Source organism: Bradyrhizobium sp. UFLA05-112 (genome assembly GCF_053572325.1).
Genome location: NZ_JBANBK010000006.1, coordinates 111875 through 129796, shown reverse-complemented (window position 1 = coordinate 129796; position 17922 = coordinate 111875). Strand labels below are relative to the sequence as shown.

12 protein-coding genes and 1 pseudogene are annotated in these 17922 nt (G+C 64.9%); 4 read left to right on the top strand and 9 right to left on the bottom strand.

The features are described 5' to 3' along the window. Window positions 1-357 precede the first annotated feature (357 nt). The 3 genes from SO180_RS05560 (at window position 358) to SO180_RS05550 (ending at window position 6114) form a co-directional block, all read left to right on the top strand. Window positions 358-1557 (top strand): efflux RND transporter periplasmic adaptor subunit, encoded by a 1200-nt coding sequence (locus SO180_RS05560; RefSeq protein WP_449377812.1) that lies wholly within the window; start codon window positions 358-360, stop codon window positions 1555-1557. Then, window positions 1554-4709 (top strand): efflux RND transporter permease subunit, encoded by a 3156-nt coding sequence (locus tag SO180_RS05555; protein WP_449377811.1) that lies wholly within the window; start codon window positions 1554-1556, stop codon window positions 4707-4709. The genes SO180_RS05560 and SO180_RS05555 overlap by 4 nt, the downstream gene beginning before the upstream one ends. A gap of 205 nt (window positions 4710-4914) precedes the next feature. Next, window positions 4915-6114 (top strand): ABC transporter substrate-binding protein, encoded by a 1200-nt coding sequence (locus tag SO180_RS05550; RefSeq protein WP_449377810.1) that lies wholly within the window; start codon window positions 4915-4917, stop codon window positions 6112-6114. Between the two features lie 191 nt (window positions 6115-6305). On the opposite strand, the pseudogene SO180_RS05545 reads toward SO180_RS05550, so the two are convergent. The 4 genes and pseudogenes from SO180_RS05545 to SO180_RS05530 all read right to left on the bottom strand — a co-directional run bounded on the left by SO180_RS05545 (window position 6306) and on the right by SO180_RS05530 (window position 10905). Next, a pseudogene (locus SO180_RS05545) lies at window positions 6306-6691 on the bottom strand (MAPEG family protein). A 29-nt stretch (window positions 6692-6720) separates the two neighbouring features. Continuing rightward, window positions 6721-7803 carry a lipocalin-like domain-containing protein gene (locus tag SO180_RS05540; RefSeq protein ID WP_449377809.1) on the bottom strand — a complete coding sequence of 361 codons (1083 nt, stop codon included), beginning with the start codon at window positions 7801-7803 and terminating at the stop codon, window positions 6721-6723. Then, on the bottom strand, window positions 7793-10255 hold the full coding sequence (locus SO180_RS05535) for an ABC transporter permease (RefSeq protein WP_449377808.1): 2463 nt from the start codon (window positions 10253-10255) through the stop codon (window positions 7793-7795). The genes SO180_RS05540 and SO180_RS05535 overlap by 11 nt, the downstream gene beginning before the upstream one ends. Further along, a complete protein-coding gene (locus tag SO180_RS05530; protein WP_449377807.1) occupies window positions 10252-10905 on the bottom strand; it encodes an ABC transporter ATP-binding protein in 654 nt (217 codons plus the stop codon). The genes SO180_RS05535 and SO180_RS05530 overlap by 4 nt, the downstream gene beginning before the upstream one ends. Window positions 10906-11051: 146 nt before the next feature. Between SO180_RS05530 and SO180_RS05525 the strand changes: the two genes are divergently transcribed. Next, on the top strand, window positions 11052-12383 hold the full coding sequence (locus tag SO180_RS05525; RefSeq protein WP_449377806.1) for an MFS transporter: 1332 nt from the start codon (window positions 11052-11054) through the stop codon (window positions 12381-12383). A 172-nt stretch (window positions 12384-12555) separates the two neighbouring features. On the opposite strand, the gene SO180_RS05520 is transcribed toward SO180_RS05525, so the two are convergent. The 5 genes from SO180_RS05520 to soxB form a co-directional block, all read right to left on the bottom strand. Then, window positions 12556-13764, bottom strand: a complete 1209-nt coding sequence (locus SO180_RS05520) for an MFS transporter (protein ID WP_449377805.1) — start codon at window positions 13762-13764, stop codon at window positions 12556-12558. A gap of 257 nt (window positions 13765-14021) precedes the next feature. Further along, window positions 14022-14177: a hypothetical protein gene (locus SO180_RS05515; RefSeq protein WP_449377804.1), complete on the bottom strand. Its 156-nt coding sequence runs from the start codon at window positions 14175-14177 to the stop codon at window positions 14022-14024. A 106-nt stretch (window positions 14178-14283) separates the two neighbouring features. Next, window positions 14284-15324: an MBL fold metallo-hydrolase gene (locus SO180_RS05510; protein WP_449377803.1), complete on the bottom strand. Its 1041-nt coding sequence runs from the start codon at window positions 15322-15324 to the stop codon at window positions 14284-14286. A 351-nt stretch (window positions 15325-15675) separates the two neighbouring features. After that, on the bottom strand, window positions 15676-16134 hold the full coding sequence (locus tag SO180_RS05505) for a DsrE family protein (protein WP_449377802.1): 459 nt from the start codon (window positions 16132-16134) through the stop codon (window positions 15676-15678). Continuing rightward, entirely contained in the window at window positions 16131-17879 is a 1749-nt protein-coding gene (soxB, locus tag SO180_RS05500) for a thiosulfohydrolase SoxB (protein ID WP_449377801.1), read from the bottom strand. The genes SO180_RS05505 and soxB overlap by 4 nt, the downstream gene beginning before the upstream one ends. Window positions 17880-17922 lie beyond the last annotated feature (43 nt).

The following is a 17922-nucleotide window of genomic DNA, read 5'->3' as shown; positions in this document are numbered from 1 at the left end:
GTTTGGAATAATCTAGCCGAGCTTGCCCCGCGCGTCATGCGCGAAGACGCTGGTGCAGAGAGATGCCGTAGGGCAAAGGCGGACGCTTTGCCCACCCAGCACAGTTGGGCAAGCGGGGAAAAACGAAAACGTCCTGCCGTTCACGAGCCCGGTGAACAATCTATCCGGGTTCGGCCACCTAATCGCCGCCTGCACGACCGACTGTGTCCGCACAACCCGCCATCCGGCTAGGGCACACCGCCCAGGATTGCCTTGTCGTCCGTCTTGAAGAGTTCATCATTGAAACCCATCTTGTGCCCCCTGCGGGTAAGTAAGTACCCTGTTTGCCGGCGCAGCCACCAAGGAAGGGGGCAAGACATGAGCGAGCCGAACCCGAGGCAGCATTCAGTCCGACGGCGATGCGCGCCGCGTTCTTTCCTGGCGGCGCTCGCGCTCACGGCTGCTGGCCTCCTCGTCGGCTGTGACAAGCCGGCCTCGCAGGCGGCAGCTCCGCCGGCGCCCTCCGTCACCATCGCTCAGCCGGTCAAACGCACCGTCACCGATTGGGAAGAATTCACCGGCCGCTTCGAGGCGGTGGAGGAGGTACAGGTACGCCCGCGGGTCGGCGGCTTCGTCACCTCGGTCGAATTCCAGGACGGTGCGATCGTTCACGCCGGCGATCTTCTTTATGTGATCGACTCGCGTCCGTTCGAGGCGGCTGCCGAGCAGGCTGACGGTCAGCTTTCGGACGCGCGCGCCAAGGTGGAGCTTGCCAAGCGGGAGCTCGATCGCGGCCTGAACCTGGTCCAGACCAGCGCCGTCTCCGAACAAGTCGTCGACCAGCGCCGTCAGGCCTTGCAGGCCGCGCACGCCGCCGAGATGCAGGCCGAAGGCGCACTGAAGGCCGCCAAGCTCAATATCGAGTTCACCCATGTGGCTGCGCCGCTCACCGGCCGCGTCAGCCGCCACCTCGTCAGCCCCGGCAATCTCGTCCAGGGCAGCGACACCGGCACGTCGACACTGCTGACCTCGATCGTGTCGCTCGATCCGATCTACATCTATTTCGACATGGACGAGGCGACCTACATCAAGAACAGCAAGCTCTGGTTCGAAGGCAAGCGCCCAAGCTCGCGCGATACGCCGAACCCGGTGCAGGTGACGTTGGCCGGCGAGACCAAGCCGTCGCATGACGGCACGATCAACTTCCTCGACAACCGCCTCGATGTCTCCACCGGAACGCTGCGCAGCCGCGCCGTCATCCAGAACACCGATCTTTCGATCCTGCCGGGGCAGTTCGGCCGTGTGCGGCTGATCGGGAGCGCGCCCTACGAGGCGCTGCTGATTCCGGACGTCGCGGTCGCGACCGATCAGTCCCGCAAGATCGTCTTCGTGGTCAAGCCGGACGATACCGTCGAGGCGCGCCCTGTGACGCTCGGTCCGCTCGATGAGGGGCTGCGCGTCATCCGCGAAGGGCTGAAGGCCGACGACCGCGTGATCGTCGACGGCATTCAGCGTGCGCGCGTCGGCGCCAAGGTCAATCCGCATCAAGCCCAAGCGCCAGCGGGTGGCAAGTCATGAATCTCGGCCGCCTCTCCATCAACCAGCCCATCCTGGCGATGGTGCTGTCGATCGTGCTGCTGATCGTCGGCGCGCTCGCCTACACCACGCTGCCGGTCTCCGAATATCCGCAGGTGGTGCCGCCGACGGTTGTGGTGACCACGCAATATCCCGGCGCGTCCGCGCAGACCGTGTCCGACACGGTTGCCGCTCCCATCGAGCAGGAGATCAACGGCGTCGAGGACATGCTGTATCTCTACAGCCAGGCGACCTCGAACGGTCAGCTCACCATCACCGTCACCTTCAAGCTCGGCACCGATCTCGACAAGGCCCAGGTGCTGGTGCAGAACCGCGTCGCGATCGCGCAGCCGCGTTTGCCTGAGGAAGTCCAGCGCAACGGCGTCACGACGCGCAAGAACTCGCCCGACATCCTGATGGTCGTGTTCATGCTGTCGCCCGACGACACCTTCGACCAGCTCTACATCTCCAACTACGCGCTGCTCCAGGTCCGCGACCAGCTGCTGCGGCTCGACGGTGTCGGCGACATCCAGATTTTTGGCGCGCGCGACTATTCGATGCGGCTGTGGCTTGATCCCGATCGCATCGCCAATCTCGGCCTGACCTCGACCGAAGTGCTGGCCGCGATCCGGTCGCAGAATGTGCAGATCGCGGGCGGCCAGATCGCCGAGCCACCGATCGCGGACCGCGCCTTCCAGCCGAACCTGACCTTCACCGGCCGCCTGAAGGACCAGAGGCAGTTCGAGGACATCCTGATCAAGGCCGGCTCCGACGGCCGCACGGTGCGCCTGCGCGACGTCGCCCGCATCGAGCTCGGCGCGCTGTCCTACACCACCAACAGCTTCCTGCTGCGCAAATCGGCGGTCGCGATGTTGGTCACCCAGAGACCAGGATCGAACGCGCTCGCGACGGCGAAGAACATCTCCGACACCATGGTCCGGCTCAAGGCGAGCTTCCCGAAGGGCCTCGACTACAACATCGGCTACAACCCGACCGAGTTCATCGCGCAATCCGTCCACGAGCTGATCAAGACCATCTACGAAGCCATGCTGCTCGTGGTCATCGTGGTGCTGGTCTTCCTGCAGGGCTGGCGGCCCGCGATCATTCCGATCATCGCGATCCCGGTCTCGCTGGTCGGCACCTTCGCGGTGATGGCGGCACTCGGCTTCTCCATCAACAATCTCACGCTGTTCGGCCTCGTGCTCGCCGTCGGCATCGTCGTCGACGACGCCATCGTGGTGGTCGAGAACGTCGAGCGCCATCTCGAGCACGGCATGAGCCGGCGCGACGCCGCGCTCAAGACCATGGAGGAGGTCGGCGGCGCGTTGGTGTCGATCGCGCTCGTGCTGTGCGCGGTGTTCGTGCCGACGGCGTTCCTGGGCGGCATCTCAGGACAGTTCTTCCAGCAATTCGCCGTCACCATCGCGGTCGCGACCGCAATCTCCTGCTTCTGCTCGCTGACGCTGTCGCCGGCGCTGGCCTCGCAGATCCTGGTGCCTCACGAAGAGAAGCGGCCGCCGGCGCGCTGGAATTTCATCGCGCGCGGCTGGGACGCGTTCACCGGCGTCTTCAACCGCGCGTTCGAGCGGTTGTCGCACGGCTATGCCAGCGTCGCCAACTTCGTGATCCGGCATTCGGTGGTGATGCTGCTGATTTACGTGGGCCTGATCGGCAGCGCCGGCTGGCTGATCGCGACCACGCCGCAAGGTTTCATCCCGGCGCAGGATCGCGGCTATGTCATCGTCTCCGTGCAATTGCCGGGCGCGGCGTCGCTGGCGCGCACCACCGAGGTCGTGCGCGAGATCGAGCGCATCGCGCTGGATACGCCGGGCATCATCCGCGTCGCCGCCTTTGCCGGCTTCTCGGGCGCCACGCGCACGCAGGCCGGCAACGCTGCAGCGCTGTTTCCGGTGTTCGACGAGCCGGAGGTGCGTCTGAAGAAGGGTCTGTCCGCGAACGCCATCACCGCCGAGCTGCGCAAGCGGCTGTCGAGAATCGAGGGCGCGTTCATCATCGTCATTCCGCCGCCGGCCGTGCCTGGCATCGGCACCGGCGGCGGCTTCACCATCCGCATCCAGGATCGCCAAGGCCGCGGGCCGGAATTGCTTGCGGCAGCGACCGACGAGCTCGTGGCTGCCGCACGCAAGACGCCGGAGCTCACTTCGGTGTTCTCGCCCTTCACCGCGAACACACCCCAGGTCTTCGTCGACATCGACCGCACCAAGGCGCAGAAGCTCGGCGTTCCCATCGCCAACATCAACGATACGATCCAGACCTATTTCGGATCGACCTATGTCAACGACTTCAATCTGTTCGGCCGCACCTATCACGTCACCGCGCAAGCCGACCAGCCGTTCCGGAAAGAGACCAGCGATCTCGCGCGGCTGCGCACGCGCAATGCGTCCGGCGATATGGTGATGCTCGGCAGCGTCGTCGATTTCCGCGACGTCTCGGGCCCCGACCGCGTTGCACGCTACAATCTCTACGCGGCCTCCGAATTGCAGGGCGAGCCGGCGCCGGGCACGAGCTCGACCACCGCGCTCAACGCCATCAAGAAGCTCGCGGACGACACCTTGCCGAGCGGCTTCTCCTTCGAATGGACGGACCTGTCCTACCAGCAGGTCACCGGCGGCAATGCCGGCCTCTATGTGTTCCCGATCTGCGTGCTGTTCGTCTATCTCGTCCTCGCCGCGCAGTACGGCAGCTGGACCTTGCCGTTCGCGGTGATCCTGATCGTGCCGATGTGTTTGCTCGCTGCCACCATCGGCGTGCGCATCATGGGGCAGGACGTCAATATCCTCACGCAAATCGGCTTCGTCGTGCTGGTGGGGCTTGCCGCCAAAAACGCCATCCTGATCGTCGAGTTCGCCCGCGACATCGAGCTCGAGGGCAAACCGCGGCTGGAAGCCGTGATCGAAGCCTGCCGCCTGCGCCTGCGGCCGATCCTGATGACGTCCTTCGCCTTCATCCTCGGCGTGCTGCCACTTGTGGTCTCGACCGGCTCGGGCTCGGAGATGCGCCAGGCCGTCGGTGTCGCCGTGTTCTTCGGCATGCTCGGCGTCACGCTGTTCGGCCTGGTCTTCACCCCGATCTTCTACATGATCGTGCGCAACCTCGCCGACGGGCGCGGGAAGAAGCCGGCGGCCGCAACTTGATGGTCATTGTGGCCAAGGGCGTATCCGCGCTCACAGTGTCGTCCCGGATCTGCGCTCTGCTTCGCTGCGCTTGTCCGGGACGACGAGCTGAGTTTGGCACGCCTGCGCCCATACTAACGGCTGAGGCCGAAATGGATGGGCATTGCCGGGGTTCTTCACTAGTATCCGCGCGATTTCAAAACAGAAAACTGCTGGGAGTTAAAATATGAAATCAGCATTTTTGGCCGCCGCCGCGGTGTCCGTGTTGTTGGTGGTGCCGGCCTCCGCGCAAACCGCCAATCAAGGCGTCAAGATCGGCATCCTCAACGACCAGTCCGGCGTATATGCCGATTACGGTGGCAAATGGTCGGTTGAAGCCGCCAAGATGGCGATCGAGGATTTTGGCGGCGAGGTGCTGGGGCACAAGATCGAGCTCGTCACCGCCGATCACCAGAACAAGCCAGATCTTGCCACCTCCATCGCGCGGCGCTGGTACGACGTCGAGAACGTCGACATGATCACGGAGCTGACGACATCGTCCGTCGCGCTCGCGATCCATGAGCTCTCCAAGGAAAAGAAGAAGATCGACATCGTCGTGGGTGCTGCGACATCGCGCCTCACCGGCGATGCCTGCCAGCCCTATGGCTTCCACTGGGCCTATGACACCCGCGCGCTCGCGGTCGGCACCGGCGGTGCGCTGACCAAGGCCGGCGGCGACACCTGGTTCTTCCTCACCGCCGACTATGCCTTCGGCTACGCGCTGGAAAAGGACACCAGCGAGATCGTCACCGCCAATGGCGGCAAGGTGGTCGGCTCGGTCCGCGTGCCCCTCAACTCGTCGGACTTCTCCTCCTTCCTGCTCCAGGCGCAGAGCTCGAAGGCCAAGATCGTCGGCCTTGCCAATGCAGGGCTCGACACCACCAACTCGATCAAGCAGGCCGCCGAGTTCGGCATCGTCACCGGCGGCCAGAAGCTTGCTGGCCTCCTGATGACACTGGCCGAGGTCAATGGCCTTGGCTTGCAGGCCGCGCAAGGCCTGGTGCTCACCGAGGGCTATTACTGGGATCTCAACGACAAGACGCGCGGTCTCGGCGAACGCTTCTTCAAGCGCACCGGGCGAATGCCGAGCATGATCCACGCTGGCACCTATTCGGCGACGCTGAGCTACCTGAAGGCGGTCAAGGCCGCCGGCACCAAGGATCCGGAGGCGGTCGCCAAGAAGATGAAGGAACTCCCGGTTGACGACGCCTTCGCGCAAGGCAAGGTGCTCGAGAACGGCCGCATGGTCCACGACATGTATCTGTTCGAGGTCAAGAAGCCGTCGGAATCGAAGAAGCCCTGGGACTACTACAAGCTGCTCGCCACCGTCCCCGGCGACAAGGCCTTCTTTACCGTCAAGGAGAGCGGCTGCCCGCTGACGAAGTGAGTGGCAAGGGCAACGTCAGCTCCACAACTCCGGTGTCGTCCCGGCGAAGGCCGGGACCCAACCCCAGGGAGTAGTTGCGGCGCAAGATCGCGTTTATCAATCTTCGCCAAACTCCGCCCTGAGGTTATGGAGACCGGATCTGCGCTTCGCTTGTCCGGGACGACGATGGTGATTGTTGCCGCCACCTTGCCTCAATGCACCAGCCGCCACAGCACCGCGACGAGCGATCCTATCCACAGCGCGATGCTGGCGAAGGCCTGGATGGCAAATCCCCGGCCGCGCTTGGCGGCTTCCTTGGAATAGCCGATGAAATAGACGATGCGGCCGATGATCCAGACCGCGCCGATTGCGGCCGCGATGGCGTCACTGACATAGATCGCGAACAGCCAAAGCGATGGCAGATCGGCATCCATTCCAGCGTGTTCATCTGGATGCGGAAGGCGCGCTCAAAGTCGGGATGGCCCGACATCGCTGGCACCTTGACGCCAGTCTTCGCACGCGACCGTGCGACATTGATGGTGGTGTAGAAGCAGAACGCTACGGCGAGCAGCGTGATGAGCGCGGTCAGGTGATACATCGCACGGTTCCCCTCGGATCGGCCGATGCTCAATAGCCCGTCAGCTCGAGATAGCCAACGCCGTCATGGCTGCCGGAAAAGCTGATCGGGCCCTCCCAATAGGAAAAGCCGGTGCCCATCCAGGCCGCGGGGTTGAGCGGCTTGCAGGTGATCGTCAGGGAACGCGAGGGGACTACGATCTGCCATTCCACCGGCAGTTTGCGCCCCGCAACCTCGGCCCATCCCCTCGGCGTCATCCGGATGTCGGCGGCAAAGATTTGCTGCGTGCGGCCGTCGGGCGAAATCCAGTTGCCGAACGGATCGTCCTTGCCGTCCTTCTGCCGCAGCCGGTACAGCATCAGCTTGTCGCCAGATGAGAGATGCAGCGACAGCCAGTCCCAGCCGGTCTGGTCGGCGCCAAGCGGCTGGCTGCTCCATTCGCGGTCCATCCAGGCTTGCCCCGACACATCGACCGCCTTGTCGTCGATGACGAGGCTGCCGTGCGCACGGAAAAACGGCTGGCTGTAGTAATACGACGCCTGGCCGCGCTCGGACTTGCGGCTGAAACCACCGTCGCCTTGCAGCACCACCGGACGATCAGCCTGAAGCGTCAGTGCGTAGCTGAAATCGGTGCCTGACGCCTTCAGCGTCAGCGGCGCCAGCTTGCTATCATCGGTGCTCTCAGTGCCCTTCATCTCCCAGTCGTCGATCCAGGCCGCGAACGGCTTTGCATCCACACCCGCCTGCCCGACGCCGCCGCGGGCGAACAGCTCGTTGAAGCGATGGGTGTCGGCGCGGGTCACCGCGGCATGGCCCATCCAGAGCTGTTGATTGGCCCAGCCCTCGCGCTGCGGCCCAGCCTCGGCGGCCTGGCGAAACAGCGTCCATTGCAGGCCGCAAGCCGCGCCACTGGCATCGATCAGATTCGCCGTGAGGTACCACCACTCGATGCGGAAATCGGGGTGCGGGCCGTGGTCGGCGAGGAAGGAAAACACTTTTCCAGGCGTGACCTGCGCAAAGCCATCTGCGGTCTCGCCGAGGCCGGCGTAACCTTGCGCCGCCGTGCGACGCGACAGCGCCAATGCGGCGAGGGCGCCGGCAAATGCGCGCCGCGATAGTCCGTCAGCGCTCATTGGCAAACACCTTCACGAGATCTGCCGGCTGCATCCGCGCGAGCCGCGCCACCGGCAGCAAGGCGGCCAGCAGCGAGGCGAGTAGCGCCACCGCGACCAGCTCGACCAGTTGCAGCGGAAACACGTGGAACGGCAGGCGCCAGCCGAACGCTTTTACGTTGACGATCGCGATCAGGCACCAGGCCACGACGAGACCCAACGGCAATGCCAGCAGCGCCGTGAACAGCGCAACCGCCAGCGTCTTGGTCAGTTCGATCGCAGCAAGGCGCGACCGCGTGAGGCCGATCGCCCAAAGCGGCGCGAGCTGCGGCAGGCGGGAGTTGGCGAGCGTCAGCAGGCTGGTCAGCAGCGCGATGCCGGCGACGCCGAGAGTGAAGGCGTTCAGTGCTCCCGTCACCGCAAAAGTGCGGTTGAAGATGCGGATCGATTCCGCTTTCACCGTTGCCTGGTCGGCGACGCTGCGGTCGTCGAGAGCAAACTGCTTCTGCAGCGCCGTGATCAGGCCGGGAATCCTGTCTCGGGGAACGATGAGTCCGATCCGTGTCTGCGGCGTCTGGGGAAAGCGCCGGATCAACGCCGCGACGTTCACGGCGAGCTGCCCCTTGGGATTGCCGTAATCGGCATAGATGCCGGCGATGTCGAGCACCCAGCTACCGCCCGGCGCGGGGATCTCGATGACATCGCCGACGCGCAGGTTCAATCGCCGGCTCAATTGCTCGCTGACGAAGGCGGCATCGCCCGGCACGAGCTGCGCCCAGGCGCGCGGCGCGGCTTCGAGTAGCGGCCAGCGCTCGCGATAGAGCGGGTGGTCGGGCAGGCCGAACAGCTCCACCGGCTGTCCTTCGAGTTGCGTCTCCGCCCGCCCGCCGCTCAGGATCGCCTGCACCTCGCCGCGCTCGCGCAGCCAAGTCCGGATCGCAACCGCCTTCGCGTTGTCGGGCGCGCCGATATAGACGTCGGCGGCCAGCCGTCCGTTCAGCCAGGTGACGAATGTGCGGCTGAAAGTTTCCACCATGGTTGAGACGCCGACATTGACTGCGAGTGCGAGCAGCAGCGCCATCAGCGCCAGCGAGAGGCCTGATAGCTGCTGTCGGCTGTCGGCCCAGAACCACAACGCAAGCGGGCGGCGCGCGCGGCGCTGGCCAATGAGCAGGATGATCTCGAGCAGCGCGGGAAGGATCAGCGCCGCGCCCAGCATCAGCGCAGCGAGCACGCCGAAGCCGGCGATCAGCGTATCGCCATAGCGCAACAACAGCAGCGCGATTGCGAACACCGCACACGCTGCCGCACCTTGCAGGATCAGCCAGCGCTGCTGCGCCTGCTGCCAGGCCTGCGGTTGCGCAGTTGCAAGCAGCGGCAGCCGCATCGCCTTGACCAGACTCGTTGCCGCCGCGATCATCGCGCCGATGATGCTGATCCCGATGCCGGCGAGCCACCATTCGCCGCGGAGCGAAAGTTGCCCCGGAATCTGCGCGCCATAGAGCCCGCGCAGCGAGGCCGCGACATCCGGCAGCAGCGCCGCCGCGATGACATAGCCGCAGACGAGCCCGACGAGCCCCGCAGCGAGCGCCAGCACCACCAGCTCGATCACCAGCACCGTGTTGAGCAACCGTGCCGAGGCGCCGCAGGCCCGCAGCGTACGCAGCATCGGCAATCGTTGCTCGAAGGCGAGGCCGACGGCCGAATTGACGATGAAAAGTCCGACGAAGAACGACAGCAGGCCAAAGGCGGTGAGATTGAGATGGAAGCTGTCGGTGAGGCGTTCGAGCTCGGTCTCCGCGCTCGGCTCCATCAGCTGCAAGCGGTCGCCGACGACGCTCGCGAGCGGCGCAGGCTTGCTCTTGGCCTTGCCGATCAGGAGCCGCGAGAGCTGGCCTTGCTTGCCAAGCAGCCGCTGTGCGACGCCGATGTCGACCACCAGCACGTCGGGCACGAGCTGCGGCTGCGCATGCAGTGGTGGCAGCTTTGCGCCGCTGCTGATCAGCGGCGCCGCGCCCTCCGCCGCGTCGAGATCGGCGAGCGTCTCCGGCGCCACCAGTGTCTGGCCGGGCGCGGCGACGAAGGCGCGCAAGTCCGACGCGCCGAGCCGCGGCGCATTGCCGACCTCGGCCGGCAGCGTCACCGGCTCGATGCCGAGCAGGCGGAACGAGCGTCCGTTGATCTGGACGCGGCCCTCCACGACCGGCGACACCGGCCAGCCGGCGCGGCTGAGCGCAACGAACAGGTCCTGAGAGAACGTCGCGGCATCGGGCGCGACCAGCATCGGCGTGCGCACGCCGCCGAACGTCGCCGCAGCGCGATCGTAGGCATTGCGCGCCTGCTGGTTGATCGCCTGCACGCCGCTCCACAGGGCGGTTGCCGCAATCAGGCCGATCAGCAGCGTCGCGAGCTGCATCGGATGTCGCCGCCAATGGCTGAGCAGCACGGCAAGGATCCAGAGCGCGCGCCTCATGTGATCCGCCCCGCATGCAGCGTGACGTGGCGGTCGAGCGTGCCGGCCAGGTGCAGGCTGTGCGTCACCATCAAGAAGCCGCAGCCGGTGCGCGCCACGAGATCGCGCGCCAAGGCGAGCACGTCGTCCGCCGTGGATTCATCCAGATTACCCGTCGGCTCGTCCGCGAGCAGCAGTGACGGCTTGATCGCGAGTGCCCGGCCGATCGCGACCCGCTGCTGCTGGCCGCCAGAGAGCTGCTCGGGGTAGCGTCTCAACAGCTTGCCGAGGCCGAGTCGCTCGATCAGCTCGCCGTGCCAGGCGGCATCGTGCCGGCCGGCGATCCGCGCCTGGAAGGCGAGATTGTCCTCGACCGACAGACTCGGGATCAGGTTGAACTGCTGGAAGACCAGCCCCAGCCGGTCGCGCCGCAGCGCTGCCCGCCCTGCATCCGGCAGCGCCGTCATATCGGTGCTTTCGAGCATGATCGTGCCGCCGTCGGCGCCATCCAGCCCCGCGATCAGGTGCAGCAGCGTGCTCTTGCCGCTGCCGGATTCGCCGGTCAGCGCGACACGCTCGCCGGGGCGCACGTCGAGATCGACGCCGCGCAACACATGAACCGGCTCGCCGGCCGAGGAGAAGCTTTTGGAGAGGTTTTTGATGCTCAGCACGATGAATGGCGCCGCACGGAATTAACTGGAATGTTGCGTAGCATAGTTGATGCGGAAATGTCGGGGTTGTGTTGCCGTTCAAGCCGTTGTTAGCTCGCAAGACGGCCAGATCAAAAGCGCCGAAAAACGGCGAGACGGGGAGAAATATGAGCGCTCAGGGAACGCCCAAAGCGGCGGGCAGCACGACAGCCAAGGCAACGCCGAAGGGCGCCTGGACCGTCACCTTTCTCCTGTTTCTCTTCATGGTGGTGAATTTCGCCGACAAGATCGTCGTGGGACTCGCCGCTGTGCCGATCATGACCGACCTGAAGCTCGCGCCGGAGCAGTTCGGCCTGCTCGGCTCTTCCTTCTTTGTCCTGTTCTCGATCTCGACCATCGTGGTCGGCTTCATCGTCAACAAGGTGCCGACGCGCTGGGTGTTGCTGACGCTCGCGGTCATCTGGTCGCTGGCGCAGTTTCCGATGGTCGGCACCGTCAGCTTCGCCACGCTCGTGATCTGCCGCATCGTGCTCGGCGCGGGCGAGGGGCCGGGCTTCTCGGTCGCCGCACACGCGATCTACAAATGGTTTCCAGACGAGAAGCGCACGCTGCCGACCGCGATCCTGTCGCAGGGTTCGGCCTTCGGCGTCATTCTCGCGGTGCCCGCGTTGAACTGGATCATCGTCAACCACTCCTGGCACTATGCCTTTGGTGCGCTCGGCGTCGTCGGCCTGATCTGGGTCGCGGCCTGGCTTGCGCTCGGCAAGGAGGGGCCGCTGGAGGACACGCAACTGCTGGCGGCCACCGAGCCGAAGATTCCCTATGTCCAGCTTCTCACCTCGCGCACCTTCATCGGCTGCGTGGCGGCGACCTTCGGAGCCTATTGGGCGCTGTCGCTCGGTCTTACCTGGTTCACGTCCTTCATCGTCAAGGGACTCGGCTTCTCGCAGTCGGATGCGGGCTGGATATCTATCCTGCCGTGGGTATTCGGTGCCACCATCGTCATTCTCACGGGCTGGATCTCGCAGGTGATGATGGTGCGCGGCGCGACCACGCGCGTTGCGCGCGGCGTGCTCGGCTCGGTGCCCCTCGTGGTCGGCGGCCTCATCCTCGCGGCGATGCCGCACGTGCAGGGGGCGGGGTTGCAGATCGCGCTGCTCGTGGTCGGCTCGGGCCTGTGCGGGGCGATCTACGTCGTCTGCCCGCCGATGCTTGGCGAGTTCACACCGGCTTCGCAGCGCGGCGCCGTCATCGCGATCTACGGCGCACTCTACACGCTCGCCGGCATCATCGCGCCGGCCGTAATGGGCAGCGTGATCCAGCGCGCCGGCTCAATGGTCGACGGCTACTTGACCGGCTACACCATCAACGCCGTGGTCATGATCGGTTCTGGCGTGCTCGGCCTGCTGCTGCTCTGGCCGAACACGGAAAAGGCGAGGCTAACGCGTGGGGCCGGCACTCAGGCCGGTGTGTTGAAGGGCGTGGTGTCGCCGACGTAACGCGCCGCCACCACCACTGTCGTCCTGGACCAGCGAGCGTAGCGAGTGCTGATCCAGGGCCCATGATCACAGGACAACGGAATTGGCACGCTGGTCGCTCCAGCGTGTTTCAAACAACTGCCATTCGGGGTAATGGGTCCTGGCTTTCGCCGGGACGACAGCGGAGAGAGCGCTACTTGGCGCCTTCCGGTCGCCGCTCCGTCAGCAGCGACAAGAACACCGTGGCCACCATGAACACCACCGACGCGCCGAATACCCAGTGCGGCGCGTTCTGGTCCATGATCCAACCGAACAGCAGCGGGCTGATGATGCCGCCGAGGTTGAAACCGGTTGAGACGATGCCAAAGGCGCGCCCGGCTGCGCCCGCCGGCGCCGCATTGCGCACCAGCATGTCGCGCGAGGGTGCGATCACGCCGGAGAGGAAGCCCGCAACAGTCATCGCAACCGTCAGCAGCAAGCCGGGCAGTGCGACGAGCGCAATCAGAAGCACGATCGCCGCGTTCACGGCAAAGCAGGCGGCGGCGAGCTGGCCGTGGCGTTCGGTGCGGTCGGCGAGAAAGCCGCCCGCGAGCACGCCGACGGCGCTTGACCCCAGAAATGCCGTTAGCGCGACATTGGCGGCGGAGTAGGACGCGGCATAGCCGCTCATCAGCGCGACCACGCCGAAATTGCTGATGCCGGCAACTGACAGGCTGAGCAGCATGAACAGCACGGTCAGCATGATCAGCGCCGGCGTGATGACCGCCTGTCTTGGCGCGGCTTCGTTTCCCGGCTTCTTCCTGTGCGCGCCGGCGTCGGGAATGTTGATCACGATGAGCAGCAGCGCGCAGAGCACGCCGATCGCGCCCGATGCGATCAGCGCGCCGGTGCCGCCCGAAACCGTGACGAGCGCAGCCACGATCGCCGGTGCCACCGCGCCACCGAGATAGCCGGCAAATGTGTGGACCGAGAAGGCGCGGCCCATCCGCGCCTCGTCCATGTGCTCGGCGAGGATCGCATAGTCGGCCGGGTGATAGACGCTGTTGGCAAGGCCGAGCAGCACCGCGCAGATGATCAGAGAGACGTAGCTTAAGTGCAGGCCGAGCAGTACGAGGGAGAGTCCGCCGATTACGAGCCCGGTCAGCAGGATCTTTCGCGCGTCGAAATGGTCGACGAGGTAGCCGGTCGGTGCCTGGGTCAGGCCGGACACGACCGCAAACACGGTGAGCGCAAAGCCGAGCTCGATATAGCCGACGCCGAGCTGGCTTTTGAGGAACGGAAACAGCATCGGCAGAACCAGGATGTGGAAATGGCTGATCCAATGCGCGATCGAGATCCCCGTCAGCGTGCGTAGCGCGCTGTCGGTCTTTCCCTCTTGCGGTGCGGCGAGAACGTCGGCCATCGCAGTTCCGTTTCACTTCCTACTATCGAAGCGCAAACTATCGGCGCGCGCGGTTATTTGTCCATGAATGCCCGCGCATGGCAGGTAGTGCGGGCATAGTGCGTCCCCACAGTCGTTCTGGCGTAAGCCAGGACCCATTACCCCAGGGCGTAGTTTGGCGAAGACTCGTCGTTCGGTACCGCGACCGATCACAATCGAGAGATCACGCGGTATGGGTCCTGCTTTCGCCAGGACGACATTGGAGTGCGTTGCCGCCCTCACAACGGCTCGTCATCGGTGCCGTAGCGGTCGCGTTTGGGGGTGGCGATGTCGCCGTCTTCATCGTCGTCGTCGGTATCGGGCGGCGGCTGCGGCTTTCTCTTGGTGTCGTCCGCTTTCTTCGGCGGCGGGTTCTTGTTGCCGGCCTTGGCCATGACCTTCTCCGGATGGTGATGCGTCAGCGCATGTTAGCCGGCTTGGGACCAATTTTCTTGACCTCTCTCAAATGGCGAGGCGCTAAGCGGCGCCACCTGGATGGCATCACACCCGTACCACCGGCCCGCCCGCCTTCTTCCAGGCGTCGATGCCGCCCGCGATATGCGCGGTGTTGGCGAGCCCGGCCTGTTTCGCCGCGGCAACCGCCATCGCCGAGCGCTCGCCGAAGGCGCAGAAGAACAGCACGCGGCGACCAGTGGCGGCCGCCACCTCGCGCAGCATGCCACCGGGTTTCAGGCTCTCCTCGATCGACGGATAGGGTGCATGCAGCGCGCCCTCGAGCATGCCGTGCTTGGCGCGCTCATTGCTCTCGCGCAGATCGACCAAGAGGATGTCGGGCCGGCCGAGTGCGCGCATCGCATCGACGGCGCTGAGCGCGCGGCCTTCCTTCTCAAGCTCCTCCTGATGCAGGCCGACATGCATGTTGGCCGGCACCGCCACATCCATCATCTTCGGATTGGGCAGCTTCAGGTTGGCCATCAGCTCGATATATTCGTCGACCGAGCGCACCTGGAGACGGGGATTGTGGCGCTTCTCCTCGCCGATGGTGGAGACGGTATCGCCCTTGTAGTCATGCGCGGGGAAGACCAGCGTCTCCTCCGGCAACTTCAAGAGGCGATTGAAGATCGAGTCGTATTGTGCGCGCGAAGAGCCGTTCTGGAAGTCGGTGCGGCCGGTGCCGCGGATCAGCAGCGTGTCTCCGGTGAAGACGCGGTCGCCCATGAGATAGGAGTAGGAGTCATCGGTATGGCCGGGCGTATACATCACGTCGAGCGACATGCCCTCGATCGTCACTTTGTCGCCGTCGGAGACCCGCATCGCCACCACGTCGGCCTTGCTCTGGTCGCCCATGATGGTCATGCAGTGGGTGCGGTCGCGTAGTTCGCCAAGCCCGGTGACGTGGTCGGCATGCAGGTGGGTGTCGACGGCCTTGACCAGCTTGAGGTCGAGCTCGCGCAGCAATTGGCAGTAGCGGTCGACCTTCTCCAGCACGGGATCGAGGATCAGTGCCTCGCCGCCGGCGCGACTGGCCAGCAGATAGCTGTAGGTCCCGGAAACGCTGTCGAACATTTGGCGGAAGATCATGGCGGAACCCCCGGCGTGAACTGGCTTCCAAGATTCTACTACGGCGCGGGTCAAAAAGAGAAGTAATTCACTGCCTAAACAGGAAGATTTAGAAAATTTTTATTCCGCGTGATGAGGGGGCAAGAGGCCGATTTGGGGCCGGCAGGGCCCAAGAGACGTTAGGGTCATGTTGCCTCAATTACCGCTGTCATTCCCCGCGAAGGCGGGGAATCCAGTACGTCGCAGCTTCTCCGTGTCCCCTGGCCAACCTGTCAGCGATGTGTCCGAACAGGTGTCAGCCATGTCCCCGGGCTAAACACTTCGCGGGCGATGACACCGAAGGTGTCGCGACGCTGTGCCACGGCAACAGGCTTACGGCCTTACCAGCGTGTAGCCATTCTCGGTCAGGAACAGGATCTGGCCGACCCCGACCTGAACGGGCGTCGCGGATGGGATGAAATCCGGCCGCCGGCCGCTCTCCCGCTCGATCGTGTCGACGGTGTTGAGGCAGATGTCGAAGCGGACGCCTTGCGCGATCAGGCTTTCGACCTGCTTGCGGTGGTCGTTGGCGCTGAGCAGGAGGTCGATGCCGGGACCGAACGCGACCACCTCGATCGCAACCTTGTCGGGGTCATAGGCTTTCAGGAGATTGTTGGCGACGCTGAGCACCAGCGCCTGCTTCTTCGCATCACCATCGGAGAGCTGGAGCACGATCTTGTGCTCGGCAAACGGCTTGTCCTGCAAGGGCACCTGCTGCGCGAAGGCAGGCAGCACCATAGGCCAGGCGACCAGCGCCAACAGCATCGCGCGACGATTTGGCGAACGCATCATCCCTGTCCTGCAATTCCCGGATTGTCCTCGACGCCCCTCAGCGCGACGCCGGAGCTTTTGTTCTCGGGCATCCGTCCGGAGCGCAGATATTTTGCGACCACGTCCCAGACAGGCGCGCCCTGCTGGGCGTTGACGGACGCCCAGCCCGCGACCTTGTAGCGTCGGTGCGCCTCGACCGGCATGCCGCTGTCGAGCGTCAGCGCCGAGATGCGGCTGCCGATCGCGGCTGTCGGCGTGCAGGTGTAATTGAGCCCGCCGGCGCGCACCATATCACCGCCCTGCTGGTGGTAGGGATCGGGGTTGAAGAGGTTGTCGCAGATGTCCTCCAAGACGTCCTTGATCTGGCCGCCCGTCATCTCCTGCACATAGGTCTCGGGATAGGAGATTGCGGTCTCCGCCAGCACATCCTCGAGCGTGAGCGGCTGGCCGGCGAGCGCGGTGACCCCCCAGCGAAAGCCCGGAGACAGCGCGATCTCGGTATCGAGCTCGTGGCGCAGTGCCGCGCAGATGAGCTCATCCACGGGGCCGGAAAAGTTGCCGCGGCGATAGAGCAGGCGGTCGGGCGTTGCGAGCTTCTCCGACCAGTCGGTGACGTGCGGCGCGCGCACCTTGCCGATCAGCTCGGCCATCGCCGGATCCGGCTTCAACAGCTCGGAATAGACCGGCAGCAGATGGTATCTGATGTCGCTGACCTTGCCCTTGGCGAGCTGGAGATCGAGCACGGCGAGAAATTTTCCGTTCGAGCCGGCATTGCTGACGAGCGTCGTGCCATTCGCATTCTTCACCGCCACCGGTTGCGGGACGGCGTCATGGGTGTGGCCGCCGAGAATGACGTCGATGCCGGTGACGCGGCTCGCAAGCTTCAGATCGACGTCCATGCCGTTGTGCGAAAGCAGAATCACGGCATCGACCTTGTCATTGCCGCGCAAGCCGTCGACCAGTTTTTGCAGCTCCTCCTCGCGGATGCCAAAGGTCCAATCCGGCGTGAAGCGCTTCGGATGCGCGATCGGCACGTAGGGGAAAGCCTGGCCGATGATCGCGGCGCGATAGCCGCCGAACTCCTTGATGGTCGAGGGCTTGAACACGCGCCCCGTCGCCTTGTCGAATGCGCGTGCGTCGTTGAACGCGGCTTCCTCAGTCAGGAAGACGTTCTGCGCCAGAAACTCGCCCTTGAAGCGCTCGAGATTGTCGCGCAGCGCCTGCTCGCCATAGGTGAACTCCCAATGGCCCGTCATCGCCTCGATGCCGAGCAGATTCGCCACCTCGACCATGTCGCGGCCCTGCATGGTGTTGGCAAGGCCGGTGCCCTGCCAGAGGTCGCCGCCGTCGAGCAGCAGCGAATGCTGCTCGCCGACGTCGTTGCGTAAGCGGTCGATCAGCGTCTTCAGATGCGCAAAGCCGCCGAGCCTGCCGAAGCGGGCCGCGGACTTCTCGAACTCGAAGCAGGTGAAGGCATAGGCGTCCGCGCTGTCGGACCGGATGCCGAAACGCTCGAGGAAGGCGCGGCCGACCAGATGAGGCGGCCGTCCCGCCATCTCGCCGATGCCGATATTGACGCTGGGCTCGCGGAAATAGACCGGGTTGAGCTGCGCATGGGTATCGGTGAGGTGCAGGACGCGCGCATTGCCGAAGCGTTCGAGGTCGTAGATGCTGGTGGTCTCCGCGCCGCGCGCAAGCCGCGGCAGCCCGGCCGTGACGGCGGCAGCGCCTGCGGCTCTCAGGAAATCGCGGCGGCGGATGGTCATCCCAAATACTCCGCCCCTTAAAGAAGAAGATCGTCCAACAGTT